The following is a 24,846-nucleotide window of genomic DNA, read 5'->3' as shown; positions in this document are numbered from 1 at the left end:
CCTCCCCATCGTAGGGCTAACGCTTCGGATTAGGCTTGCTTGTCTCGAGCTCTTCTCGCGTGCTCGGATCGGGTATTTCGCTATGGCTGTCCGGATTCGGCGCCGCGTTTTCGCGAGTGTCCCTTGGCGGCTTGTTCTTTGGATTGGGGTCAGACGGTTTTGGCTGTCGGATTTCCCGTTTCTCTGACTTGGGCATCACACAGGTTCCTTTCCGTGCACAACTTTGGAGGAAGGGTACGGTTCCGTGTTCAAATCAGCAGTTGATCGGTCATTCTCCGCTTACAGGCGCACGAGAGACGATCCCGAACTCGAAGCATCGTCATCGGAACGCTGAAGAGCCGTCGGCCACAGCAAAGCCGCCATCGGTGTTTCCCGACTGTTTTGGCATGCCTCCGCTGTAGGCTGTTGAAGCGGAGTGGCGTTTGACACGTCACGATGGCCATGTCGGCTCGCCTGATAGTGGCCGTTACGCCTATCGGCCGATCAGCGTCAGGCCGAACAAGATCACGAGCCATAGCCCGGTTGCTGCGACGGCAAGACGAGGCAGAGCACCGGTCAGGTGCATGAACATAATGGCTATTAGAACAGACTTGGCGGCGGCGATCGCCAGGTTCAAAGCGACGTTGAAGCCGCCGAGGTCGAGCAAGGACGAGCCGACCGTCAGCGCCAGCAGCGCGAGCAGTCCGACATAGCCAAGGCTGAGTTTGCGAAGGTCGCTCATCGGTTGACCAGATAGAGAACGGGGAACATGAACACCCAGATGATGTCGACGAAATGCCAGTAGAGGCCAACGGCCGCGACCCGGCGCAAGCGGCTGGCGGGAGTGGCAGCCCGCCAGAGGGCGATTGTGCCGGCGATGACCAGGATGCCGGCGATCAGATGCAGCGCATGCAGCGACGTCATCGTGAAATAGAGGCCGAAGAAGAATTCGGCATGCGCCGGATCCGGCCCGGCATAACGGAACGGTAGGCCGAGAACCGGCGCCAGGCCTTCGTGAATCTCCTTGCCGTATTCGATCGCCTTCACCGCCAGAAAGCACACGCCCAGCGCCGAGGTCACGACCAGCGCCCAAACCGTCGCGCGCCAACGTCTGCGAAGCGCAAGCATATGCGCCAGCGCCATGGTGAAGCTGCTGGTTATCAGCACGGCCGTGTTGAAGATGCCGAGCGGCAGCGAAAGGTGTTTCGACGCCGCCGCGAAGGCGGGGCCGTAGTCGATATGCGCGACGAGGAAGACCAGGAAGATCGCGCCGAACAGCATAGCCTCGGAGCCGATGAACACCCACATGGCAAAGGTGTCGGCGCGCTGTTCGCGGTGCGGACTGTCGAAGGCGACGCTTTCGGTGCTGCTCATCCGCCAGCCTCCAGATGCGGGCTGAAGCGCTCGTGCTCGAGCCCCTTCATGTCGTAGGCGTAGGCAGGGCCGCTCACGACCGGCACCGTCTCGAAATTATGCGGGGGCGGCGGCGAGCCCGTCTGCCATTCAAGCCCGGTGGCGTTCCACGGATTGTCGGGCGCGCGGTCGCCGCGAAACAGCGACCGGCCGAGATAGAACAGTGGCATCAGATAGCCGATTGCAAGAACCACTGCACCAGCTGACGACAGCACATGCCAGAACTGGAACTCCGGCGGATAGGTGTGATAGCGCCGCGGCATGCCGTCGAAGCCCAGCACATATTGCGGGAAGAACGTCAGGTTGAAGCCGACGAAAGTGACGGTCGCCGCGATGCGTCCTGCGGTTTCGGAATACATGCGGCCGGTCACCTTCGGCCACCAGAAATGCAGCCCGGCCATATAGGCCGTCACCATGCCGCCGACCATGATGTAATGGAAATGCGCGATGACGAAATAGGTATCGTGGACATGCACGTCGACCGCGAGCGCCGCAAGGAAGAGCCCGGCCAATCCACCGAAGGTGAACAGTCCCAGGAAAAACAACGCATAAAGCATCGGTGTCTCGAAGCTGATCTCGCCTTTGCGCAGCGTCAGGCTCCAGTTGAAGACCTTGATCGCCGACGGGATCGCCACGCAGAAGGACAGGAACGAGAACAGCACGCCGGCGTAGGCCGATTGGCCGCTGACGAACATGTGGTGGCCCCAGACCAGGAAGCCGAAGACGGCGATCGCCATCGACGACATCGCCACCGCCTTGTAGCCGAACAGCGGCCGGCGGCTGAAGCACGGCAGAACCTCCGATACCACGCCCATGCCCGGCAGGATCATGATGTAGACGGCGGGGTGCGAGTAGAACCAGAACAGATGCTGGAAGAGCAGCGGATCGCCGCCGAGGTCGGGATTGAAGATGCCGATGCCGAAAACGCGCTCCATCACGATCAAAATCAACGAGGCCGCGAGTACTGGCGTCGCGAGCACCATCACAAGGCTGGTGGCGTAGAGCGTCCATACGAAAATCGGCAGGCGGAACCAAGTGAGTCCCGGCGCACGCAGTGTGTGCACCGTGACGATGAAGTTGATGCCGGTCATGATGGTCGAGAAGCCGACGACGAAGACCCCGAACGCTGCAGTCGAGACGAAGCCGTTGGCATAGAGCGTCGACAGCGGCGTGTAGAAGGTCCAGCCGGTATCGACGCCGCCGGCGACCACCGAAAACAGTGCGAACAGGCTGCCGAAGATGAAGACGTACCAGCTGGCGAGATTGAGCCGCGGAAATGCGAGGTCGCGCGCGCCGATCATCAGCGGCAGCAAAAAATTGCCCAACGTTGCCGGAATCGACGGTACCAGGAAGAACCAGACCATGATGATGCCGTGCAGCGAAAACAGCCGGTTATAGACATCGTCGGAGACGAGATCGCCTGCCGGTGTCGCCAACTCGATTCGCATCAGCACCGCCATCGCGCCGCCGAGAAAGAAGAATGCCGTCAACGAGACCAAGTAGAGCCAGGCGACACGCTTATGGTCGGTGGTGAGCAGCCACGCGCGGGGCCCGGCTCCCTCGCCCAGATATGTCCCCGTCATTGCCGAACGGGTCATGGCTTTGCTCCCGCGCTTGGTTGCGGCGAAAGCGATTTCAGATAGGCAAGCAGCATCTGCAGCTCGCCCTCGTCGATCAGACCGTCGAAGCTCGGCATGACCGGCTCGTAGCCTGCGGCGATTTCTTTCTTCGGAATGAGGATGGAGTCGCGCAGGTAACGCTCGTCGGCGATTACGGTCTGCTGGCTATCGAGCGCCACCGGCCGGCCGAAGATGCCTTCGAGGGCCGGCGCCCGCACCTTGCTGTTCGGACCGTGGCAGCCGGAGCAGCCGAGCGCGCGAAACAGCTTTTCGCCGCTTGCGGCAAGCGTCTCGCCCTCGCCCTGGCTGTTCAGCCACGCGGCATACTGCTCAGGGGCCATCACCGTCACCCAGCCGCCCATTTCGGAATGCTGCGTGCCGCAATATTGGGCGCAGAACAGGTGATAGCGTCCGGGCTCGGTAGCAATAAACCAAATGTGCGTGGTGCGTCCAGGAACCGCGTCCTGCTTTATGCGGAAAGCCGGCACAAAGAAGGAGTGGATGACGTCCTGCGCGGCAAGCGACACCACGACCGGTTTGCCGACCGGAACATGCAATTCGTTGATCTCGCGCTGGCCGCCGGGTTGTCTGAACTCCCACATCCACTGTTTGCCCAGCCCCGTGATCTCCAGCGCGTCCGCCGGCGGATGGTCGCGGCGAACGAAAAGTATCGCGCCCCAGCCGAAGAAGATGAAGGCGATGATCAGGCTGGCGATGGTCCAGCTCATCTCGAGCCACATGTTGCGGGAACGCTGGCCGGTGCGATCCGCCGGCGAGCCGACGCGGTATTTCACCGCGTACCCGACAACGAGACCTGTGAGCGCCAGTCCGAGAACGGCCGAGAAAGCAAGCAGCGTGTAAAACAGCGCATCGACCCGGCCAGCTTCCGATGAGGCTTCCTGCGGAAAGAAGGGAATGCCGAAGCTCATCTTCCCCTCCCGCGCGTTTGCCAAAGCACCGTCGCGCCCAGGCCGAGTACCGTTGCCAGGCTCGCCACTTTCAACGCCGCCCAGATGGCTGGGGTGTACTGACCTTTGGAACTGTCGAAGCCTGCGCAGAACAGGAAGACGTGATCGGCGATCGACCCGAGCTTATTGGCCGATGCTTCGACCAGCGCAAGCTGAAGGTCGCGCGGCGTGAAGGTCAGCGCCGGCAGCACTTGCGAAATCCGACCAGCCGGCGTGAGTGCAATGACCGCGATCGGATGGACGAACTGATCTATGCCCTTGCGCCGGTCGAAGGTGATGCCGGCCTCGTTGGCCAGCACCGCGCCGGAGCCGTCGCTGCTAGTCAGGAAGCGCCAGGCGGACAATCCCGTCGGGCCGGCGGCGGAGGCGATTTCGGCTTGCGCCTCGGCGGCATCGGCGGACGTCTCATCGGCGTCGATCGAGATGAATAGTGCGCGGTAGTCTGCAGGAAGAAGCGACGTCTTCTTAAGATCAGAGGCGACCGCCTGCTGTGTGACGCCGCAAAGGTTCGGGCATCTGTCGTAACCGAAGATGACCAGCGCAGGACGCCCGCCGAGCGTTTCGCCCAGCGTCAGCTTTCGTCCGCTTGCATCGACCAATTCGCGATCGAGAGTTAGCTTCGCGCCGGGCTTCGGGTCGAAGGTCGGTCGTTCGGCGGCAAGCGCCGTACCGGCAAGGAAAAGACAAAGCGCAGTCAACAAGCTCCTCATCGCCCTGCCCTGCTCTGCTGCTGGCAATTCTGCGCCTGAGGTGCCCGGGGAACCGCAGCCGTGACCAAGGCGCAATTTTCAGTGCTCGCGGCTCCGGCTCCCTGCTGCGACCAGTCCGGTAAGCCGTTGCTGACCACCGCCCACATGGCGTCGTCAATAGGAATGCGGGCGATGCCGGCGTTGCGATCGACCCAGCCAAGCATTTTCAACTGACGATCTTCCTCGGCGCGGAAGCTGATCAGATCCTGCTTTGGCGCGGTCTGCAACTCGGGGTTTTCCGGACTGGTGTTCGCGGACAGTGGCAGCCAGGTCGGCGTGGTGTTGAACGCGAGCTTCATGCCAATCGCGGCAGACGCAATGAACAGCACCAGGCCGGCGCCGAAAGCGACCAACATGCGGGGCCGCACATCGCGCGTCTCGGGATGGCGATGCGCCTTAGCCATGGGCCGCCTCGCCCTTCCACCAGGCGATCCGATCCGGCCGGCGAAGAAGGAAAAGGAACAGCGCAAGCCACAGCCCGCCCAGGCCGATCCACGCGGCAACATCGTGCCAAAGCGAAAGAATGCCGCCAGAAAAGAGCGGCGGGCGAACGCGCCAGAACATGTCGGCGAAATGCCCGGCCAGGGCAATTCCGGCGAGCCGGATCAGGCCGGCATGGCTGCGTTTCAGGTCCCGGCTGAGCAGGCCCGCAGAGGCCGCCACCTGCAACGCGATCAGAAGGTAGAGCAGATATTGCCATCCATTGCCGCTGCGGATGACGTACCAATGAATCTCGTCGGGCAGATCGCCTCCCCAGACCACCAGCCATTGCATGAAAACGAGATAAATCCAGATCAGCAGGAAACCGAGCAACATATTGGCGAGGTCCTCGCTGAGAGCGACGTCTTCTTCGCCGCCGGGCAGGATTTCGACCGCACGTCTTGCCGCCAGCACAATGACCGCCGTGGCGCATGCCCCGACCACTTCGGCCGACGCTTCGCAAAGCGCATAGATGGTCGAAGTGAATTCCGGCTCAAGCGACAGCATCCAGTCGATTGAAAAGACGCTGATCGCAAAAGCATGGAGGATGAGACCAAGGGCATATTTCCTGCCATCGCCACTCTTTGCGAGGTGCTCTTCAGTCGAGCTGAGCATCATCCAGGCTAGAGCGAGCCAGATTGCGGCGCAGACGACGAAGCGCAGCAGGAAGAAGGGCACGTTGAGATAGACAAGCTTCTCACGAACCTTCTCGGCCAGCATCGCAGAATCCGCGCCGGCCCACGGGAAGATGAGATCGAGCCTTATCAGCACCGGCAGGAGCAAGATCAGCGCAAGCGGCAGTGTCGCCGCCAGGATCCGCAAAGGCTGACGGATCGCCTCGCCCCAGCGCCCGCCGGTCAGTCCATGCACCATCAAAATCGTCAGCGCGCCGAGCGGCAGGCTGAGTGCGAAGATGACGGCTGCAAGCCAGGCGCCGAGCACGGGCCTCGCGTCGAGCGATATTCCCACCGCGCAGCAGACAAGCCCGGCGATGCCGGCAATCAGGAAACCTTGCTCGACGCGGCTCATGGCGCGGCCTTGGCTTCGAGCCGCGCACGCAAGGTTTGCGGAAGCTCGGCGATCGGCGCATCGCGCGAATATTGCAGCGCGCGGATATAGGCCACGATCGCCCAGCGGTCCTGCGGCGGCACCCGCGCCGCGTAGGAATACATGGCGCCATAGCCATTGGTGATGACGTCATAGAAATGCCGGTCGGGGGCCTTGCGCAACGCGTCCTGATGGTAGCTCGGCGGCGCCGAAAAACCGCGCTGGACGATTATGCCGTGGCCATCGCCGGTGCGGCCGTGGCAGGGCGAGCAGAAGATGTCGAAGCGCTGCTGCCCTCGCTGCAGCAGCTCTATCGTGACCGGATCGGGAATCCTGTCCGGCGTCGGCGACAGATCGGTGTCGCGCGCAACTGTGCCGGTCACGGGCGTTCGCGCCGACATGCCGTCGGCGAACTGATTGCTGGCCTCCAGCGGATCGTAGCGCGGTTGGTCCTCCATGTCCTGCCGACAGCCGGCCACCAGCAAGGCCCCAAAAACCAGTGTGAGGGGCAGGCGGCTCACGCCTCGACCTCCTCGACGATCTCGGCGCCAAGCCGCGTCAGTTGGCCCTTGGTGATGCCCTTGCGATACTTGGGGTCGGTCGCCTCGATGAGAAGGTAGAACCTGCCGCCGCCCGCATAGGTGAAGCTCTCGGCATTGAAAACCGGATGGTAGTAGCGGGGCAGCCCGTTAGCTGCGAGCACGCCTAGGAAGCCGGCAAAGGCTGCACCGAGAATGCCGCCCTCGAAAGCGATGACGACGAAAGGCGACCAGGAATGTAATGGCCTGCCGCCGACATTGATGGCGTAGTCGATCTCGACCGAATACCAGATCAGCGCGTAGACGAGTGCGGCGCCGGCGATGCCGCCGGCAAGCACGGCCCACGGCAGTCGCGTCTTCGGGATCGCCAGTACCTCGTTCAGCTCCTTCATCGGAAATGGGGAGAAGGCGTCCATGCGCCGGTAACCGCGCTCACGCATGCCGCGCGCCGCTTCGACAAGCACTTCGGGATCGGCAAACACCGCCAGGAGGCCGTAGAGGCTCATCTGAGCTTGCCCTCCTCCTCGGCCAGTTCCTCGACCTCGAAAATGGTGATCGCGGGCAGGATGCGGATGAACAGGAAGACGAGCGCGAAGAACGTGCCGATCGAGCCGAACAGGACACCGAAATCGAGCCAGGTCAGCGATTGCTCGCCCCAGGAAGTCGGCAGATAGTCGCGGCTCGGCCCGGTGACGACGATGATGTAGCGCTCGATCCACATGCCAAGATTGATGGCAACGGCGATTGCAAACAAAAGGGGCATGTTGCGCCTGATGCGTCGGAACCACAGCAATTGCAGCAGGCCGCAATTGAGTGTGAGCATCGTCCAGAACAGCGGCGAATAAGGACCAAGCGCCCGCTCGGCCATCATGGTGCGTTCATAGGGCTCCCCGGAATACCAGGCGAAGAACGCTTCCGAGACATAGCCATACGCAACGACCATGCCGGCGGCGATCATCAGCCTGGCGGCGTTCTCCATGTGCCTGAGGGTTATCAAGTCCTGGACCGAAAAGGCCCAGCGCAGGGGAATGGCGATGGTAAGCACCATGGCGAAGCCGGAGAGCAGCGCGCCGGCAACGAAATAGGGCGGGAAGATCGTCGAGTGGTAGCCGGGAGTGATCGCGAAGGTGAAATCGAGCGAGACGATCGAATGCACCGAGACGACCAGCGGTGTGGCCAAGGCCGCAAGCAGGAAATAGATGACCTGGTAGCGCGCCCAATGGAAGGCCGAGCCACGCCAGCCGAGCGCCAGTATGCCATAGAAGAGCTGCGCCGGTCTCGACCTGGCGCGGTCGCGCAACACGGCAAGGTCGGGCAAGAGGCCCATATACCAGAACAGCAACGAGACGGTTGCGTAGGTGGCGATCGCCGCGAAATCCCAGACCAGCGGACTGCGCCATTGCGGCCAGTGCATGTGCACATTGGGCAGCGGCAAGAGCCAGTAGAAGAACCACGGCCGGCCGAGATGCAGGATCGGGAATAGTCCTGCCATGGCGACGGCAAACAGCGTCATCGCTTCGGCGAAGCGGTTGATCGAGGCGCGCCATGGCTGTCTCAGCAGCAGCAGCACCGCCGAGATCAGCGTGCCGGCATGGCCGATGCCGATCCACCAGACGAAGTTGGCGATCATCGTCCCCCAGGCAACGGGCATATCGATGCCGTAGGCGCCGACGCCGACTGAGATCAGATAGGTGATCGAATAGAGAAACAGCAGGACAAGCAGGAAGCAGAAGAAGAACGCCGTCCAGAAATGGCGTGGCAGCCGGCCGCTGAGCACGATCGAGCCGATGCGGCCGCTGATCTCGGGAAAATCGTGGCGGCCGCGCAGAACGGCCGGACTTTCGGCGCTCGCTTCAGCCATCAGTCGCCTCGCCTTGCCTGGCCAACTCGCCGTTCGGATTGGAAATCCTGCCGAGATAGGTCGTGCGCGGGCGCGTGTTCAGCTCTTCGAGCAGGGCATAGTTCTGCGGCGCGCTCTTTTCCCGGACGACGTGAGCGTTCTTTCTGTTGAGGTCGCCGAAGATAATGGCCTGCGTCGGGCAGGCCTGCTGGCAGGCGGTGACCACTTCGCCGTCGGCGATCTCGCGGTTCTCGATCTGGGCCTGGATACGCCTGGCGCTGATGCGCTGGACGCAGTAGGTGCATTTCTCCATCACGCCGCGCGAGCGCACGCTGACATTGGGATTGTGCGCGCCCTGCTCCGGACCGGCTTCGTCCTTGTCGAAGGATTGATGGTCGAGAAAATTGAAGCGCCGCACCTTGTAGGGGCAATTTTGCGAGCAGTAGCGCGTGCCGATGCAGCGATTGTAGACCTGCGCATTCAGCCCATCATGCGTGTGCACCGTGGCGTTGACCGGGCAGACCAGCTCGCAGGGCGCCTTCTCGCAATGCATGCAGGGCACCGGCTGGAAAAAGGTGTCGGGCGCATCGACCGGTCCGGCATAGTAGCGGTCGACCCGCAGCCAGTGCATCTCGTGGCCGCGCTCGCATTCGTCCGGTCCGACCGGAGCGATGTTGTTTTCCGCCTGGCAGGCCGAAACGCAGGCCATGCAGCCGATGCAGGCCGAGAGGTCGATCGCCATAGCCCAGGCTTCCTGACTGTACGGCCAATCGGGATAGAGCGACTCCGTTGGCGGCGGCGCATCCTTGCGGACAAAATGCGGATTCTGCCGAAACGTGTCGAGCGAAGCGTGGCGAACGATGGCGCGGCCTTCCATCGCCTGGTGATGTTGCGTGGTGATGATCCGCACACTGCTCTCGCGCGGCCTGACCGCGGCGCCAGTCGAAATCCATTCCAGGCCCCGCCGTAGACGGAAGGCATCATAGCCCTCGGACAGCGCGGCTACGGAACCAACCTTGCGCCCGAAGCCGAAGGAAAGCGTCACCGTCTGGTCGGGATGACCGGGCACGATCCAGGCAGGTGCATCGAGATCAGCCCCGTTGGCCTCGACGTTGACGATGTTGCCGTTCTCAATCTTCAGCCGCTCCGCCATTGCCGGTGAGATGAGCGCGGCGTTGCCCCACACGATCTTGGTCAGCGGTCGTGGCAGTTCCTGCAGCCATGAGGCGTTGGCGAAGCGCCCGTCGCGCAGCCAGGGATCGGCGACGAAGCGAATATCTATCCCGCCGCCTGCCTTCGCTGCCGGCTTCAATCCGCCCAACTCCGGAGCCATTGTCGCTGATATCGGCTTGGCGGCGCTGTGCGGCACGACACCGTCACGCAACGCCTTTTTCCAGGCCCCGTCATCGAGCGCTGCCCAATGCTGCCGAACGAGCGAGAGCGGATCGGTTGCGAATTGACCGCCAAGCACGGCGAGCAACTCATGTAAGGTCTTGCCATCGTAAAGCGGCGCAATCAGCGGCTGGACCAGTGACGCCGTGCCATCATGAGCACGGATGTCGCTCCAGCTCTCGAGCTCATGAGCCGCCGGTACATGCCAGTGCGACAAGAAAGCAGTCTCGTCGCGATAGAGACCGTGATGCACAAGCAACTTCAGGCTGGAGAATGCCTTATGCGCATCAAGGCCGGCCGGGGCGGTGTGCAGCGGATTTGCGCTAACCACCACGACCGTGTCGATCGCGCCATCCCCGACTGCATCACACAGGGTCGTGAGATCGCCATCGACCTGCAATGTGTCCGGCGGCTCGATCATTTCCACCGTATTGCCAAGCGCGCCAAGCTCCGCGTTAACGGCCAGCGCGGCGGCATGCACAAAGGCGCTCTGATGCGCCCCCGGGATCATCAGCGCGTTGCGGCCGGCCGCCGCCAGATCCTTGGATAGCGCAGTTATCCACGTCGGATCGACCGGTGAGCTGGGAACCTCGGCCTGACCGCCAAGCGTCGCGCGCAGCGCGGCAGCTACGGCTTCGATGCCACCTGGCTTCACCGCCAAACGATGATCAGCAGTTGCGCCCGTAATGGTCGGCGTAGACTCCACGGCATAGAGCCGGCTCATCCGGTCGGACGGATTGCGCACGCGCCTCCGCACCGCGAAGTCGCGCGCATAGGCAAGTCGTCCGGGTCCCTCGCCGAGAAAATCGGCGTCGAGGCTGAAGATCACCTCGGCACGGTCCAAGTGGTGGATCGGCGTCAGCGCAGATCCGAACAGGGCCCGCGACGCCTCCCCCGCGGCCGAGGTCGCCAACGGATTATGGCGATAGACTTTCAGCTTCGGATAGCGCGCCCGCAGCGCGTCGATCTGCGTCGCGAGGGTCGGCGACGTCGAGGCATCGAGGAGCAGAGCGCCGCCCTGCCCTTGCGATGCCGTCCACCGTGAGACAAGCGCCGCCATGCCTTTGAGGAAATCGCCATAGGACGCCGGTTCGCCGTCCTTGAGCGGCGTGCGCGAGCGATCGGGATCGAACAGCGTCAATACCGCCGCCTGCATTACCGCATCGGTCGCGCCGCGCGATGCCGGGTGGTCGGGATTGCCCTCGACCTTTGTCGGTCGCCCTTCATGGCTTTCGACGATGGCGCCGATGCCGAAACCATCGCTCGACAATGTCGTCGCGTAACAGACGGGCTTGCGGGGAACAAGGATTTCCGGCTGGCGCACGTAAGGCACGATGCTTTCCGCCCTGCTGCAGGCCGCGAGCCCGGCAAGCGACAGCGAAGCGCCCATCAGCTTGAGCAGCGTCCGCCGGTTCGGCTTTGCCGGCAGACGCTCGGCAATCGCGGGAAACTCTGCCTCGACGAAGCGGCGGAATTCCACCGTACCGGCAATCTCGTCGAGGCTGCGCCACATGTCGCGACCGTTTGCCAGCCGCCTGCGCAGGGCCGCGATGTCGATGCCGGAGCCTGACCCTTTCTCAGCGATGGCAGACATAGCAATCCGTCATCGTCTCGGGGTGGATGTCGAGCATGCCGATCAGTTGCCGCCTGATCTCGGCGACGTCCTCAGGCGGCTGCCAATGCATCAGGAACACGTCCTGCGGCGGACGCAGATTGGGTTCCGGATTGCGATGGCAGCCGAGGCACCATTCCATGCTGAGCGTATGCGCCCGTCGCGTCAGCGGCATCTCGTCGACCTCGCCATGACAGGTCTCGCAGGCGACGCCCTTGTTGACGTGGATCGCGTGATTGAAGAACACGAAGTCGGGCACTCTGTTGACGCGCTGCCATTCGATCGGCTTGCCGTTAGCCAAGCTTGCGCGTACCGGCGCCAGCATGTCGGCATTGGTGAAAAGCTGCGAATGACAGGTCATGCAGACTTCGGTGGCCGGCAGACCCGCCGAAGACGAGGTTTCGACGCCGTTATGGCAATAGCGGCAGTCGATGCCGAGCTGGCCGACATGATGCTTGTGGCTGAACGGCACCGGCTGCGCCACTGGCTCACCTACTCCCGTTACCAGGTCCGAACGGGGAAGGATGACCCCGATCGCGGCGGCGATCAGCAGAACTGCACAACTTCCCCAGATGACAAAGCGCGCGATGCCATTGGCGTTTTTCGAGAAGATCTGCGGCATCCCCTCGCCGGTTCTGCTGAAGGCAAACTCAGAGTTGACTACACCTAACGGTGCTTTCGCCACGAAAGTTCCGGAGCCATGCAGCAATCACAGAATGGTGACCGCCACGGAGACGGGTCGACAATTTAATCCGCAACCACAGCCGGTCGCGTGCGTTCGCCAGATATCACGATCTGTTCCACGCTGGAATAATGCCATGACCAACATCGCTGCCGACACCGCTCATCGTCCTGTGCGCCATCGCGGCGTCGCTTTCTGGTGGAGCGTTCTCGTCGGTATCCTATTGATCATCCTCGGCCTCCTGATCGGGGCCGGCGGCGCCTGGCTGATCGCACTTGGCGGATCATGGTACTACCTTCCCGCCGGCATCGCGCTGCTGATGGCAGGCATCCTGATGTTGGCTGGAAACCCGGCCGGTATCTGGCTTTACCTGCTGACCTGGCTCGCGACGCTCGCCTGGGCTTATTGGGAGGTGGGTCTTGACGGCTGGGCGCTGATGCCGCGTGTCTTGGCTCCTACGATCATCCTTGTCTTCGTTCTGCTGGCCATGCCTGCTTTCCGCGACGGTGCCGGGCGAGGCAGCCGGAATGCAGCCTATGTAACGGGCTTGCTGCTGCCGGTTATTGCAGCAGCGACGTTCGGCCTTTTCCACATCAGTGCCTTGGCGCAGTCACAACCTGCTCAACCGCCAACAACGTCCACCCCACCTGCACCTGTATCGCAGGACACCGCGATCCATCAGCCAGGCAACGATTGGCCGGTCTATGGCGGATCGGAATTGGGCACTCGTTATTCGCCGCTCAACCAGATCACCGCGGCCAATGCCTCCAAGCTCACCCGGGCCTGGTCCTTTCACACAGGCGACATGCCGAACCAGGCGACCAAGGATCTCTATTCGCCCGAAAACACGCCGCTGGAAATCGGCGGCCATCTTTATGCGTGCTCTGCCAACGACATCGTCATTTCCGCCGATGCGCGCAACGGCAAGGAAGAATGGCGTTACGACCCGAAGGTGTCCGACAACGCCATACCCTACGGTGCGAGCTGCCGCGGCGTCGCCTATTTCTCCGTTCCAGGCGCGAAGGCCGATCAGGCCTGCGCCACCAGGATCATCTTCGGAACGCTGGACGCGCGGCTGATCGCCATCGACGCCCGGACAGGGAAGCCCTGCTCGGATTTCGGCCAGCAAGGTAGCGTCGATCTCAACCAGGGCATCGGCGAGACGGTGCCCGGCTGGTACTCCGTCACCGCGCCGCCGACCATTTTGCGCGGCATCGCCGTCGTCGGCGCGCAGGTGAAGGACGGCCAGGCCGAGAACGCGCCTTCGGGCGTGGTTCGCGGCTATGACGCCACCACCGGCAAGCTCGCCTGGGCTTGGGACATGGGGCACCCCGATCGCACCGGCGCGCCGCCTCAGGGCGATACCTACACGCGCGGCACGCCGAATATGTGGACCGTCGCCGCCGCCGATCCGCAGCTCGGCTATGTCTACCTGCCGCTCGGCAATGCCGCCGTCGACTATTACGGCGTCGACCGCAAGGACTTCGAGAACCAGTTCAACTCGTCGATCGTCGCCATCGATGTCGCGACCGGCAAGCCCGTCTGGCACTTTCAGACTGTGCATCACGATCTTTGGGACTACGACCTCGGCTCGCAGCCGACGCTGGTCGATTTCCCGGCCGTGACCGGCAAGCTCGCGGCCATCATCGTGCCAAGCAAGCAGGGCCAGATCTACATCCTCGACCGCAAGACCGGCAAGCCGCTCTTCCCGGTCGAGGAGCGCAAGGTACCCTCGGGCGGCGTCGAGCCGGATAAGCTTTCCAAGACACAGCCCTATTCCGGCTACGCGCATCTCGACCAGCCGCCGCTCACCGAAAAGGATATGTGGGGCATGAGCCCGCTGGATCAGCTCTACTGCCGTATCCAGTTCCATCGGGCCTTCTATCAGGGTGAGTACACGCCGCCGACGGTTGATCGTCCCTTCATCGAATATCCCGGCTACAATGGCGGTTCGGATTGGGGCAGCGTCGCCGTCGACACTGACAGCGGCGTGCTGGTCGCCAACTACAACGACATGCCGAACTACAATCAACTCATTCCGCGCGAGAAGGCGGACCAGATGGGCTTCAAGCCGATCGACAAAGGTGGCAGCCCGAAGAAAGTAAAGGACATCGGCGATCCGCAGGCCGGATCCCCATACGCCATCGCGGTAAATGCCGGCTGGCGCCTTTCGACGGGCCTGCTCTGCTCGAAGCCGCCTTATGGTCATATCCGCGCCATCGATCTCAAGACCGGCAGAACGCTGTGGGACGAGCCGCTCGGCAGCGCAAACAACAACGGCCCATTCGGCATTCCGTCGATGCTGCCGCTCACCATCGGAACGCCCAACAATGGCGGCCCGCTGGTTACGGCCGGCGGCCTGATCTTCATCGCCGCGAGCACCGACAACAAGCTACGGGCGATCGACATCAAGACCGGCAAGACGGTGTGGCAGGCCGATCTTCCCGCCGGCGGCCAGACGACTCCAATGACTTATGAGGTCGATGGCAAGCAATACATCGTCATCGCGCCGGGCGGCCATCACTTCATGGAAACCAAGGTCGGCGACGAAGTCATTGCCTATGCTTTAGCTTCAGGATGAGCGCTCTGGAGCCGCAGGCCCTACGAAACGCCTGGAGCCTTTACCTTGTCCGGCCGCCATGCGGTCTATTCCCTGCTCGATTTCCGTTGCGCCTCGCACGCTCCGGCGTCGGGCGAGGACATCCATCCAGATCAAAATCAGGATCAGGAGAACGCCGGCGACAACCAGCATCCACATGCCGATGTGAAACATGAACGTCTCCCTATCGTAGGATGCGCCTTGCGATCGGGTATCGGGTAAGGTCGCGCCTAGACGTTCAAACCAGCGCGGGAAAAAACAGTTCCAATTCGAAAGGCGACAATCGTGCTCCGAGAAACAGCTTCCATCCTCATCGTTGGCGCCGGCCCGACGGGACTGACAAGCGGCCTTGGAGCTTGCGCGGCGCGGCGTCCACCCTCGTATCATAGACAAGAAGGACGGCCCCACGCCGCTCAGCAAGGCCGTCGGCATCAGCGCGCATAGCCTGGACGTTCTCGAAGCCTCCGGGGTTAGCGGGAAGCTGCTCGCAAAGGGGCTCAAGGTCCGCCACGCGCATTTCCACACGGAGACGCGCGAGCTCGTCACAATCGACTTCTCGCTGCTGCCGCACCGCTACAATTTCCTGTTGTCGCTGCCGCAGCGCGATACGGAAAGGATCATGGCCGAGATGCTGGCGACATTCGGCATCGAGGTCGAATGGCGTACGCAACTGGTTGGCCTCACCCAGCAAGCCGACAAGGTCGAGGCTCGGATCACGCGAGGCGGCGAAGAGGAAAGGCACAGTTTCGACATCGCCTTCGGCGCCGACGGCGCCGACAGCTCGGTCCGCAAGGCCGTGGGCATCGAATTCGAGGGCTACACCCACAGGCGGCAATGGAGCATCACGGATGCAGAGATCGCATCCTGGCCTTACGAGCCGGGAGCGGCGCAGGCTTTCCTCAATCGCAGCGGCGACGTCGGCTTCATCATACCGATCGGCGACAACCGCTTTCGCGCGGTCTCGAACACGCCCGATGCGCTGGCGCATGTCCCGGGCAATTATCACGTATCGCAGGTGCTGCGCACCGATCGTTTCCACATTCCGGCAAGGCAGGCGTCACGCTACCAGACCGCCCGCGCCTTCCTCGGCGGCGATGCCGCGCATGTCCACTCGCCTCTTGGCGCCCGTGGCATGAATCTCGGCATCGAGGATGCCGCCTCCTTTGCCCGGCGTTTCGGCGACGGCACGCTGGCTGGATATACCGATGAACGCCGGCCGGTAGGGCATCGCTGGATCGAGCTCAGCGAACGCATTCTGTCGACAGCGCAGTCGACCAACAGCTTCGTCCAGACGTTCCGCAACCTCGTTATGTGGACAATCGGGACGGTTCCCGTCCTGCAGCGACCGCTGCTCGAGCGCGTCGCGGGTCTGAAGGAGTAGCAGGGCGCGCGGCCAACCGTCGTCTTTTGCGTTCTCCCAGGCAACGAGCAGAACACCGGCAAAGACGCAGACAAAGCCGATGAGGTGGCCTTGAACACGTCCTCGACCTTGGCCGAGGCGCCGCTCTTCGCGACGATCTTTCCGTCGGCGAGGTCGAATTCCTCGTTATGGGAACCCGCCAGCGGACCGCCCTCGTCGGTCGCGGCGGCATAGAGCTTGGTTCGGATAGCGTCGCAGGCCTTGAGCACCGCCGAACACACGCTGGCCGTGGAGATCGACCCGCCCGAAACCGGAGCCGGAGGCAGGCTGCTGTCGCCCATTTCAACGCAGGCAGCGGCGACAGCAATTCGACCATCTCCGGACCGATGGCCTCTATTGTCATCGAGGCCCAGCGCTCGTAGTAGCGCTTCCAAGTGCCGACGCCCTGCCCGGCCCTTGCCGCTGGGATGAAGCGGGTAAAGATCGTCTGGTCGGCCTTTCTCTCGACCAGACTTACAATTCTCGGAAGCACCCTGGTGATCCAGGGCGTCGCCCATTCAGAGGGTTCGGCGAACAGTCTTTGCATATCCACGCAAACATGCGCGCAGTGCTTGCCAAGCGACCCGTAGCTCAATCCTTGAGCCGCCATCACAATGCCCGGCGGATTCGACCCCGCCGCGGTGAAGCCAAGTAGGAAAGCGCATATTTCGACGAGCCGGAGCGGCGCCTGAGATTCAAGATCTGATCCTCTGAACGTTTGGACAAACGCGTTGCCTTGATGCCTGTTCCCTCGGAAACCACATCTCGCGCCGAACGTTCAAACCGGATGAATACCATTGACCAGCCTCATCTCGACATGGAAGAGCGATGGTAGGGGCATCCGGCGTCGAGTTTCCCTTGCCCTTGAGCACGCAGCCAATGGAAGCGCGCACCGCGGAGGCATTGCCGTGGGACGACGGCCCCTGGCAGTACGAACCGAAATGGGATGGCTTCCGCTGCCTAGCCTTCAAAGACGGCAAAACCGTCGACCTCAGGGCAAAATCCGGCAAACCGCTTGGCCGCTATTTTCCTGAACTGATCGCGGCCCTGAGTGCGCTCACGGCAACCGAATTCGTTGCGGACGGCGAAATCGTGATCGAGGGGTATGCCTCTTTCGACGCGCTGCAGATGCGGCTTCATCCGGCGGAGAGTCGTATCCGCAAGCTCAGTCGGGAAACGCCCGCGCAACTGGTGCTCTTTGACATGCTCGCTGCCCCGGGCGGACAATCGCTGATCGAACTGCCCTTGCATGATCGGCGCGATGCAGCTGAAGATTTCGTTGCCAAGGCCCGGTCCAAGGCTTTGCGCCTCTCGCCTGCAACCACCAGCCTTGCGACAGCCGACAGATGGCTGAAGGACGCCGGCAGCGGTTCCGTGGACGGTGTCGTAGCCAAGCGGCTCAATGATCCCTACAGGCCCGGCGAACGCGCGATGGTGAAGGTAAAACGGCTGCGCACGGCCGACTGCGTAGTCGGCGGGTTCCGCTATCTGACCGGCACGAGGCAAGTCGGGTCGCTGCTGCTTGGCCTCTACAACGAAAACGGGCAGCTCGATCATGTCGGCTTCACCTCAACCATCGCCAACGATGAACGCAACGCTCTGACCGAGAGGCTCGAAGAGCTGCGTGGCGGACTAGGTTTTACCGGCAAGGCGCCGGGCGGGCCGAGCCGCTGGAGCACGGAGCGCAGCGGGAAATGGGAACCGGTGCGGCCGGAACTGGTCGTCGAGGTCCGCTTCGACCATGTTACCGGCAACCGTTTCCGGCATGGCACCAGGCTGCTGCGCTGGCGGCCGGACAAAGCACCGCACCAATGCACTTTCGAGCAGATCGCGTAGCAGTGACTTTCCGGAACAATCCGCCGGTGCGATTTCTGAAAGGAGCAGTCATTGGATATTGGAGAACGACATGGACCCCCGCAACAAGCAGCGATCCCAAAAGCAGGAAGAAACTGAAGCGCCGACCATCGAACAGCAGGATTGGGATTCCTTCGAAGGCAACAAGGTGCTTCCCGACAGCGTCGTCACCGAGAACGGCCCGGATCTGCGCGAGGCCGAACAGGCCCTGCCCGAGGAGGATGATGACAACCCCGATCAGGAAAGCGACGAGGCACTGCCCGACGACGAGGAGGAACGTGTGCTGTCGCGCGACCCGTCCAAGGAAGGCAGCCGCTTCGACGAGGTGTAGCTGACGGTCGGCCCGGCCGTGCCGATCCAAGCGCCTTCGCGCGGGTTGGCAGGTCATTGCGCGCGACCTGAATGCGGCTGACAGATTCGCCGGCACCGGAACATGTTGGACCCGGACGAGTTGAAGATCAAAGTCATAACAAGCCGAGCTCCACCATGAACCCGTCCACCACCGACCATGTTGAAATCCGCAAGTACAACCATCCAACCGGCGGATGGGGATCCCTCAAGTCGCTGATCCGCAAGGCGCGAGGCGAAGGTCTGTTGATGTCCGGCATCTGGAGCACGCTGCTCAAGCAGAACAAAGCCGATGGCTATATGTGCGTCTCTTGTTCGTGGGCGAAGCCCGCCGAGCCGCGGCCGTTCGAATTTTGCGAGAACGGCGCCAAGGCCACGATATGGGACCAGACGAAACGACGCTGCGGCCCGGAGTTCTTCGCCGCGCATTCCGTCAACGAACTGCTCGACTGGCCTGATCACGATCTCGAAAAACAGGGTCGGCTGCTTGAGCCGATGCGTTACAACGAGGTCACCGACAAATATGAGCCAATAGCGTGGGAGACCGCGTTCCGCGACATCGGCGCGGAACTCAACAGGCTCGATCCTAAATCCGTCGTCTTCTACACCTCGGGCCGGGCCTCGCTCGAAGCCTCGTTCATGTATCAGCTGTTCGCGCGCATCTATGGCTCGGGCAATCTGCCGGACTCGTCCAACATGTGCCACGAGTCGACCTCGGTCGGCCTGCCCGAGTCGATCGGCTCGCCGGTCGGCACGGTCCAGCTGGAGGATTTCAGCCATTGCGACCTGATGTTCTTCTTCGGCCACAACACCGGCGTCACCGCGCCGCGACTGCTCCATCCGATCGAGGAAGCACGCCAGCGCGGCATACCTGTCATCACCTTCAACCCGCTACCGGAACGCGGCCTGAAGCGTTTTAAGAATCCACAGAACCCCGTCGAGATGCTTTCGCCTGGTGCGGGCACCAGGATGTCGAGCGACTTCTATCAGATTCGCGGTGGCGGCGACATTGCGGCCATGACCGGCATTGCGAAAGCAGTGCTGGCTCTTGATGACGCCGCGAAACAGACCGGCGCCCCGCGCGTCCTCGACGTCGCCTTCATCGAAGAACACACGCATGGCTTCGAGGAGTTCGAGGCCTATCTACGCCGCACGCCATGGCAAAGGATCGAAGCCCGATCCGGCATTGCGCGCGCCGATCTCGAACATGTCGCCGACGTCTATAGTAAAGCCTCGGCGGTCATCGGCAATTACGGCATGGGCCTGACGCAGCACCGGCACGGGACCGAGAACGTCCATATGCTCTGCAACCTGCTCCTGATGCGCGGCAACGTCGGCAAGAAAGGCGCCGGCGTCTCCCCGCTTCGCGGTCACTCCAACGTTCAGGGCCAGCGAACCGTCGGCATCTCGGAGAAGCCTGAATTGGTCCCGCTCGACAAGTTCGCCGAATTCTACAAGTTCGAGCCGCCGCGCGAGAAAGGACGCGACACTGTGGAAACATGCGAAGGCGTGATCGACGGGTCGGTGAAGGCCTTTATCGGACTGGGCGGAAATTTCGTGCGGGCCGTTCCCGAAACAGGGCTGGTCGAAGATGCGTGGCGGCACTTGAGATTGCATGTCCAGATCGCAACAAAGCTCAACCGCAGCCACCTGATACCGGGAGCCGTCACCTATTTGCTGCCTTGTCTCTCGCGGATCGAGAAGGACGTGCAGAAGAGCGGCGAGCAGCACGTCTCCATGGAGGATTCCACGGCCTGCATCCACGGCTCCTTCGGCTCCCGGCCGCCGGTCGGACCCAACCTGCTCTCCGAGCCACGTATCGTCGCCGAGCTCGCGAAGGCGACGGTGGCGGCAAAGAGCTCGATACCATGGGATGAATGGGTGGCTGACTATTCGCGCGTGAGGGACGAGATCGAACGTTGCTACCCCGATCACTTCAAGGACTTCAACAAACGCTTCCTGGCGCCGGGCGGATTTCACCGCGACATAAAGGCCTCAAAGCGAGTGTGGCAGACACCCAACAAGAAGGCCAACTTCAAGCCGCCGACGATGCTGGAGACGGATCCGGACATCGACGTGTCGCGATCGGACGTACTGACGCTGATCACCGTCCGTTCCAACGATCAGTTCAACACGACGATTTACGGCTATCGCGACCGGCTGCGCGGCATCGACGGAACACGCATGGTGCTAATGATGAACGAAGACGATATCCGGCGGATGGGCCTTAGCGACGGACAGGAGATCGATCTGGAATCCGCCGCGGGCGACAGTGTCGAGCGCCGTGTGCGCGGACTGCGGGTCATTCCCTATCCAATTCCGCGCGGTGACTGCGCCGGCTATTACCCCGAGCTTAATCCGCTCATTCCGCTATGGCACCGGGCCGAAAAGGCACATGTGCCGGCGGCAAAGTCGGTGCCGGTGCGCGTGGTGATGCCTGGATGACGCTGAAGCACTACACCTCCGGCCTGACCTGCGAGTTTGGTTTCTCTGGCAGAACCCATCTCCGCCGAGAGCGGTCTTTGCCAATCGAGCTGGGAAATTTCACGGAAACACCGGCCTAGTGGCAGGCCAGAACCTCAGAACTGCGTCGGGTCATCAGTGGCCCAGGTCAGGTGTTGGAATCAACACGATGCGATGCCGCCGGGACTTTCCATTCGCGCCACGTCACAGTTGCTTCGCAAGTTCCTTGGCCAGCCGTTTACGCTCCCGCGCCGAGACTATTTGGCGTGTTTCGACCGTCGCAGAACGCAAGCATGCCTTGCCGCGGGCGTGGACTATCTCAAACCGGCGTGAGGCTCCAATCAGAATATCTTCCGAACCGTACATTCCAATAATCGTAATTTCGAACTGGTGAATGCCGCGGCTTAAACTCGATTCTCCGAGGATCTTCTCGCCCGTCTTTTCATGCAGAGCGTATTCCAGAATGCCTTCGAAGCTTCCCATGTCGACGAGTTTTCCAGGACCAACCGGGCCTTGGCGCGTCATGTGCGTCCAGCCAGACGGCGTCTTGGAATTCCTGAGATCTTCGGCATCGGAGATGAATATACGATGATGGCCGGACGGCGTTTCCAGATCGGCGATGACGCTTTGAATGAAAACTGCTCCTTCGCTCATGTTGGTGACGAAGCACCGCGCCGACAGCTCCCGTCCTTCGCCCCAATTGATCAAGAGCTTCGGCGTTCTTCGACGCTGGTGGCTTCGCCAGAAGATGTGCAGATAAACGGACCAAATCGCCAGCATGCCTATACTGGCAAAAGCCGAGATCAAGGTCGCCTTATTCGCCAACCATTGGTACATCCGGTGCCTCGTGCATTCTGATGTCGAATAGAACGTCGCCAGATTTGTTCCATGCAGCGGCTCGGCCGCTCCGCTGCCGACTTGCTGAATTGGTGCGGCGCAAGGTCGGCAGATGCCCAGGGTTACAGCTGGCGGCAACGAGGAGGCGATAGGCGGCCGCCAAAGCGACGCACGTTTGGCCCGTGCTTGGATGACAAAGAAATATAGGTCTACCATCCCCTTGCATGGCAGGCCTCCGTAGTCAGCCTAGATGAGAACCAAGACGATTTTATAGGTATTGGGATCGACGATGACGATCCGGCCGTCGGCGAGCACGAAATATTCGTAGCCTTCATAGGCCGGGACGATCTTTGACGGCAGACGGTGCAGGTGGATTTTTTGCCGAGGAACCTCCACACCGACTGAGATGTCGAAATCGACGTTGGAAACCGGCTCAACCTTGGTTTCCTTGATCACATTGGTGATTTGGGTTTTCTGTTCAACAGTGACGTTGTTGATCGAAGCGGTCTTGCCTTGATCCTGCTCGTTGGAGCCCTGGGCCTGGTTAGTTGTCGTGCCAGTCTTGCCCTGAGCCTGCTCATTGGTTTGTGTCTGGCTATTGCCCTGGGCCTGATTGGTTGTCGTGCCGGTCTTGCCCTGAGCCTGCTCATTGGTCTGCGTCTGTGCCTTGCCCTGAGCGTCCCTTCGCCAGCTAAAACCTCAGCTAAAAGGAATTGTTCCGAGCGAGATTAGGTCGGAAACATGCTCTTGAACGAGACATCGCCGTGGCCGGCGACGGGTCCGTCGCTGATCAATGCCAAGATGTTCGGCGGGATCGGCGAGAGCCAATCGAACAATGCTCCTGTTCACGCAGCGCCGTCCCTTTGAAAACGATTTGCGGCGCGTGGCGCTTTGGGGGGTGAAAGCACGCCATCCTCAAGCCCAAACGGCTGCGATTGGAACAAAGCCGTGAGACGGTTGTTCGGCTTCAATCCATCGAGCAAAGGAGCTTGAAGCCATGAACATCCGGATACTTCTTGGGGTGCTAGGCATCGCCGCGGCGCCGCTCGCCTTTCCGGCGGTTGCCGCCGACAACGCGCAGACCTTTGTCAACAAGGCAGCCATCGGCGGGATGTTCGAGGTGGATTCAAGCAGGATCGCGCAGGACAGAGCCAAGGACCAGCAGGTCAAGAATTTTGCCGAGAAGATGATTGCCGACCACGGCGCGGCGAATGAGAAGCTTAAAAAGATCGCCGGCGAGCAGAAGCTGGAGGTGCCCGCTCAACCCGACGCCCCGCATAAGAGCGATCTGGAAAAGCTGCAGAACACCACGAAGGGATTTGACCAGCCTTACGTCGAGATGCAGCGCGGCGCGCACGCCGATGCGGTGGACCTCTTCCAATCATACGCAAAGGACGGCGACAATCCCAGTTTGAAGGCATTCGCAGCGGAGACTTTGCCGACACTGAAGATGCATCAGGATATGATCGAGAAAATCGCAGCGGCCAACGCAGGCATGCCGGCGATCAAGTCGGCTTCCACGCCTAAACCGCCTGCCCCCGTTCCTGGCGCCAACAGCTTCACTGAAACCCAGGCAAAAAACCACATTGAGGACGCCGGCTACACGGATGTCTCTTCACTCGCCAAGGACAGCCAGGGCATCTGGCGCGGCCAGGCGAAGAAAGACGGAAAGAGCACCTCCGTCGCACTCGACTATCAAGGCAATGTCTTTGCCGACGAACAGTGATCACCAATAGGAGTCATCAAGATGCAAACCATTGCCGCGTTATTCGACGATTACGACGATGCCGCCGATGCCGTGGGCGAGTTGGAGGCCATGGGCGTGCCACCATCCGACCTCAGCGTCATCGCCAACAATGCTGATGGCCGGCATCCCTCTCCTGCTGCCGAGGACGCAGCCAGCGGCGCCGGGATAGGTGCTGTGGTGGGTGGCGCGGGAGGCTTGGCGACTGGTCTCGGCGCCATGGCGATACCCGGTGTCGGCCCGGTCATGGCGGCTGGTTGGCTGGCGGCGACCGCCGCGGGCGCGGCCGCCGGCGCAGTGGTGGGCGGGGCCGCCGGCGGCATCATCGGCGCCTTGACGGACGGCGGCGTGTCGGAGAACGACGCCAATGTCTATGCGGAAGGGGTTCGCCGCGGCGGCACGCTGGTCACCGCTCGCGTCGATGACGATCTTGCTCCGCAAGTCGAAGGGATCCTTCGCGATTCCAGATCAGTGAACGTCGCCGAGCGGCGGAACGAATACGAAGCAGGCGGTTGGACCGGATTCGATCCCGCGGTTTCCCGAGCCGAGGACATCGATCGCGGTACCGTGCGCCGCGATCGATGACTATCGCATCGCCTCAATCGCGAAGGATCGACCGCCAGCGCAGCGAATGAGGAAGCCGGCGTGAGACGAGTGCTGTTGCCGCTGATACTGACTGTGGTTGTTCTGTTGGCTTGCTACTGGGTGTCCGCCTACGTCGAAAAAGGCTGGCCGACCGCGCCGGTGAAGCGGACGCCGGAGCAGAACTAGGGCGGAAACGCGCCCCAGGACACATCTCCGGCGGCCGGCATAAAAGAGAATCCGCAAGACAGCAACAAGATGCCGGGCAATCAGTGATCGAGGCCTCTCGGGGGCGCCCTGGTTCACCTAAAGCGCGTCGCGTCGGAACAGATTCATGCGACGCGGTTTAGGTCGTTTGCTTGATGCATGTCGTTGTCGCAAAACCGAGGTCACTTTTGCGCGACATGCATTAGTCGCGATCGACGAATTTGTTGAAGCGGCTGGTGGCGCCATCGGCCGTCATGTCCTGATGCAGGAACGCCAAATTATTGGTGTCCATTATCCTGAAGAACTCTTCCCATTCGATGGGCTGCAGTTCCTCGTCCGCTTCGCCGAAATCCACGCGCAAGATGGCGCCCTTAGCAACGGCCGGCCGCCCTTCCCGCGCCTCGATCCATGCCCGGATAACCTCATGGTTTGTGGTTTTCAGTGCGTCGCTCACATCGGCCTCCTTGATTGCCGACTCGCTCACCATGCCTTG

24 protein-coding genes and 2 pseudogenes are annotated in these 24,846 nt (G+C 61.9%); 8 read left to right on the top strand and 18 right to left on the bottom strand.

Features of this window, described 5'->3' with window-relative positions:
• Positions 1–472 precede the first annotated feature (472 nt).
• From FJ978_RS13640 to FJ978_RS13585, 12 genes are read right to left on the bottom strand one after another with little or no spacing between them, the layout of a single operon-like run.
• The gene (locus FJ978_RS13640; RefSeq protein WP_013897134.1) at positions 473–721 is read right to left on the bottom strand and encodes a cytochrome C oxidase subunit IV family protein; all 249 of its coding nucleotides are present in this window, start codon (positions 719–721) and stop codon (positions 473–475) included.
• Entirely contained in the window at positions 718–1,353 is a 636-nt protein-coding gene (locus FJ978_RS13635; protein ID WP_140572514.1) for a cytochrome c oxidase subunit 3, read from the bottom strand. Before FJ978_RS13635 ends, FJ978_RS13640 begins: the two co-directional genes overlap by 4 nt.
• Positions 1,350–2,990: a cytochrome c oxidase subunit I gene (gene ctaD / locus FJ978_RS13630; protein WP_013897136.1), complete on the bottom strand. Its 1,641-nt coding sequence runs from the start codon at positions 2,988–2,990 to the stop codon at positions 1,350–1,352. Before ctaD ends, FJ978_RS13635 begins: the two co-directional genes overlap by 4 nt.
• The gene (coxB, locus tag FJ978_RS13625; RefSeq protein WP_140572513.1) at positions 2,987–3,940 is read right to left on the bottom strand and encodes a cytochrome c oxidase subunit II; all 954 of its coding nucleotides are present in this window, start codon (positions 3,938–3,940) and stop codon (positions 2,987–2,989) included. The genes ctaD and coxB overlap by 4 nt, the downstream gene beginning before the upstream one ends.
• The gene (locus FJ978_RS13620) at positions 3,937–4,764 is read right to left on the bottom strand and encodes an SCO family protein (RefSeq protein WP_140779974.1); all 828 of its coding nucleotides are present in this window, start codon (positions 4,762–4,764) and stop codon (positions 3,937–3,939) included. Before FJ978_RS13620 ends, coxB begins: the two co-directional genes overlap by 4 nt.
• Positions 4,686–5,132 carry a hypothetical protein gene (locus tag FJ978_RS13615; protein ID WP_140572511.1) on the bottom strand — a complete coding sequence of 149 codons (447 nt, stop codon included), beginning with the start codon at positions 5,130–5,132 and terminating at the stop codon, positions 4,686–4,688. Before FJ978_RS13615 ends, FJ978_RS13620 begins: the two co-directional genes overlap by 79 nt.
• Positions 5,125–6,237 (bottom strand): hypothetical protein, encoded by a 1,113-nt coding sequence (locus tag FJ978_RS13610; RefSeq protein WP_140572510.1) that lies wholly within the window; start codon positions 6,235–6,237, stop codon positions 5,125–5,127. The genes FJ978_RS13615 and FJ978_RS13610 overlap by 8 nt, the downstream gene beginning before the upstream one ends.
• On the bottom strand, positions 6,234–6,776 hold the full coding sequence (locus FJ978_RS13605) for a cytochrome c (RefSeq protein WP_140572509.1): 543 nt from the start codon (positions 6,774–6,776) through the stop codon (positions 6,234–6,236). Before FJ978_RS13605 ends, FJ978_RS13610 begins: the two co-directional genes overlap by 4 nt.
• Entirely contained in the window at positions 6,773–7,300 is a 528-nt protein-coding gene (locus tag FJ978_RS13600; RefSeq protein WP_140572508.1) for a DUF3341 domain-containing protein, read from the bottom strand. The genes FJ978_RS13605 and FJ978_RS13600 overlap by 4 nt, the downstream gene beginning before the upstream one ends.
• On the bottom strand, positions 7,297–8,655 hold the full coding sequence (gene nrfD / locus FJ978_RS13595; RefSeq protein ID WP_140572507.1) for an NrfD/PsrC family molybdoenzyme membrane anchor subunit: 1,359 nt from the start codon (positions 8,653–8,655) through the stop codon (positions 7,297–7,299). The genes FJ978_RS13600 and nrfD overlap by 4 nt, the downstream gene beginning before the upstream one ends.
• Positions 8,648–11,620 (bottom strand): TAT-variant-translocated molybdopterin oxidoreductase, encoded by a 2,973-nt coding sequence (locus tag FJ978_RS13590; protein WP_140572506.1) that lies wholly within the window; start codon positions 11,618–11,620, stop codon positions 8,648–8,650. The genes nrfD and FJ978_RS13590 overlap by 8 nt, the downstream gene beginning before the upstream one ends.
• Entirely contained in the window at positions 11,604–12,260 is a 657-nt protein-coding gene (locus FJ978_RS13585; RefSeq protein WP_041164423.1) for a cytochrome c3 family protein, read from the bottom strand. Before FJ978_RS13585 ends, FJ978_RS13590 begins: the two co-directional genes overlap by 17 nt.
• A gap of 196 nt (positions 12,261–12,456) precedes the next feature.
• On the opposite strand from FJ978_RS13585, the gene FJ978_RS13580 reads away from it, so the two are divergent.
• Positions 12,457–14,901 (top strand): membrane-bound PQQ-dependent dehydrogenase, glucose/quinate/shikimate family, encoded by a 2,445-nt coding sequence (locus tag FJ978_RS13580; RefSeq protein WP_181176688.1) that lies wholly within the window; start codon positions 12,457–12,459, stop codon positions 14,899–14,901.
• Here FJ978_RS13580 and FJ978_RS13575 read toward each other — a convergent pair.
• Positions 14,893–15,093: a hypothetical protein gene (locus FJ978_RS13575; RefSeq protein WP_140572505.1), complete on the bottom strand. Its 201-nt coding sequence runs from the start codon at positions 15,091–15,093 to the stop codon at positions 14,893–14,895. The two genes, FJ978_RS13580 and FJ978_RS13575, sit on opposite strands and share 9 nt — an antisense overlap.
• A gap of 175 nt (positions 15,094–15,268) precedes the next feature.
• On the opposite strand from FJ978_RS13575, the gene FJ978_RS13570 reads away from it, so the two are divergent.
• Positions 15,269–16,300 carry an FAD-dependent monooxygenase gene (locus FJ978_RS13570; RefSeq protein ID WP_246678119.1) on the top strand — a complete coding sequence of 344 codons (1,032 nt, stop codon included), beginning with the start codon at positions 15,269–15,271 and terminating at the stop codon, positions 16,298–16,300.
• Between the two features lie 95 nt (positions 16,301–16,395).
• On the opposite strand, the pseudogene FJ978_RS13565 reads toward FJ978_RS13570, so the two are convergent.
• Positions 16,396–16,626, bottom strand: a pseudogene (locus FJ978_RS13565) (molybdopterin cofactor-binding domain-containing protein); the annotation flags it as partial.
• Positions 16,627–16,640: 14 nt separating this feature from the next.
• Positions 16,641–16,928 (bottom strand): annotated as a pseudogene (locus FJ978_RS33195) (cysteine hydrolase); the annotation flags it as partial.
• 218 nt (positions 16,929–17,146) lie between these two features.
• Here FJ978_RS33195 and FJ978_RS13555 point away from each other — a divergent pair.
• The 3 genes from FJ978_RS13555 (at position 17,147) to FJ978_RS13545 (ending at position 20,965) form a co-directional block, all read left to right on the top strand.
• On the top strand, positions 17,147–18,154 hold the full coding sequence (locus tag FJ978_RS13555; protein ID WP_140572504.1) for an ATP-dependent DNA ligase: 1,008 nt from the start codon (positions 17,147–17,149) through the stop codon (positions 18,152–18,154).
• Positions 18,155–18,224: 70 nt separating this feature from the next.
• Positions 18,225–18,503 carry a hypothetical protein gene (locus FJ978_RS13550; protein ID WP_140572503.1) on the top strand — a complete coding sequence of 93 codons (279 nt, stop codon included), beginning with the start codon at positions 18,225–18,227 and terminating at the stop codon, positions 18,501–18,503.
• Between the two features lie 155 nt (positions 18,504–18,658).
• Positions 18,659–20,965 carry an FdhF/YdeP family oxidoreductase gene (locus FJ978_RS13545; RefSeq protein ID WP_140572502.1) on the top strand — a complete coding sequence of 769 codons (2,307 nt, stop codon included), beginning with the start codon at positions 18,659–18,661 and terminating at the stop codon, positions 20,963–20,965.
• Positions 20,966–21,187: 222 nt separating this feature from the next.
• Here the strand turns inward: FJ978_RS13545 and FJ978_RS13540 are convergent, their stop codons facing one another.
• Both FJ978_RS13540 and FJ978_RS33515 read right to left on the bottom strand, forming a co-directional pair.
• On the bottom strand, positions 21,188–21,820 hold the full coding sequence (locus tag FJ978_RS13540; RefSeq protein WP_013897153.1) for a hypothetical protein: 633 nt from the start codon (positions 21,818–21,820) through the stop codon (positions 21,188–21,190).
• 246 nt (positions 21,821–22,066) lie between these two features.
• A complete protein-coding gene (locus FJ978_RS33515) occupies positions 22,067–22,276 on the bottom strand; it encodes a DUF1236 domain-containing protein (protein WP_348640310.1) in 210 nt (69 codons plus the stop codon).
• Positions 22,277–22,817: 541 nt separating this feature from the next.
• Here FJ978_RS33515 and FJ978_RS13530 point away from each other — a divergent pair.
• From FJ978_RS13530 to FJ978_RS33395, 3 genes are read left to right on the top strand one after another with little or no spacing between them, the layout of a single operon-like run.
• A complete protein-coding gene (locus tag FJ978_RS13530; RefSeq protein WP_013897155.1) occupies positions 22,818–23,546 on the top strand; it encodes a DUF4142 domain-containing protein in 729 nt (242 codons plus the stop codon).
• Between the two features lie 21 nt (positions 23,547–23,567).
• Positions 23,568–24,149, top strand: coding sequence for a hypothetical protein (locus FJ978_RS13525; RefSeq protein ID WP_140572501.1), 582 nt, complete (start codon positions 23,568–23,570; stop codon positions 24,147–24,149).
• Between the two features lie 60 nt (positions 24,150–24,209).
• Positions 24,210–24,335: a hypothetical protein gene (locus FJ978_RS33395; RefSeq protein ID WP_281405987.1), complete on the top strand. Its 126-nt coding sequence runs from the start codon at positions 24,210–24,212 to the stop codon at positions 24,333–24,335.
• A gap of 220 nt (positions 24,336–24,555) precedes the next feature.
• Here the strand turns inward: FJ978_RS33395 and FJ978_RS13520 are convergent, their stop codons facing one another.
• The gene (locus tag FJ978_RS13520) at positions 24,556–24,807 is read right to left on the bottom strand and encodes a hypothetical protein (RefSeq protein WP_041165141.1); all 252 of its coding nucleotides are present in this window, start codon (positions 24,805–24,807) and stop codon (positions 24,556–24,558) included.
• Positions 24,808–24,846 lie beyond the last annotated feature (39 nt).

This window comes from Mesorhizobium sp. B1-1-7, assembly GCF_006442705.1.
Taxonomy (GTDB): Bacteria; Pseudomonadota; Alphaproteobacteria; order Rhizobiales; family Rhizobiaceae; genus Mesorhizobium; species Mesorhizobium opportunistum.
The sequence above is the reverse complement of the archived record's forward strand: the minus strand, read 5'-3'. Positions and strand labels throughout refer to the sequence as shown.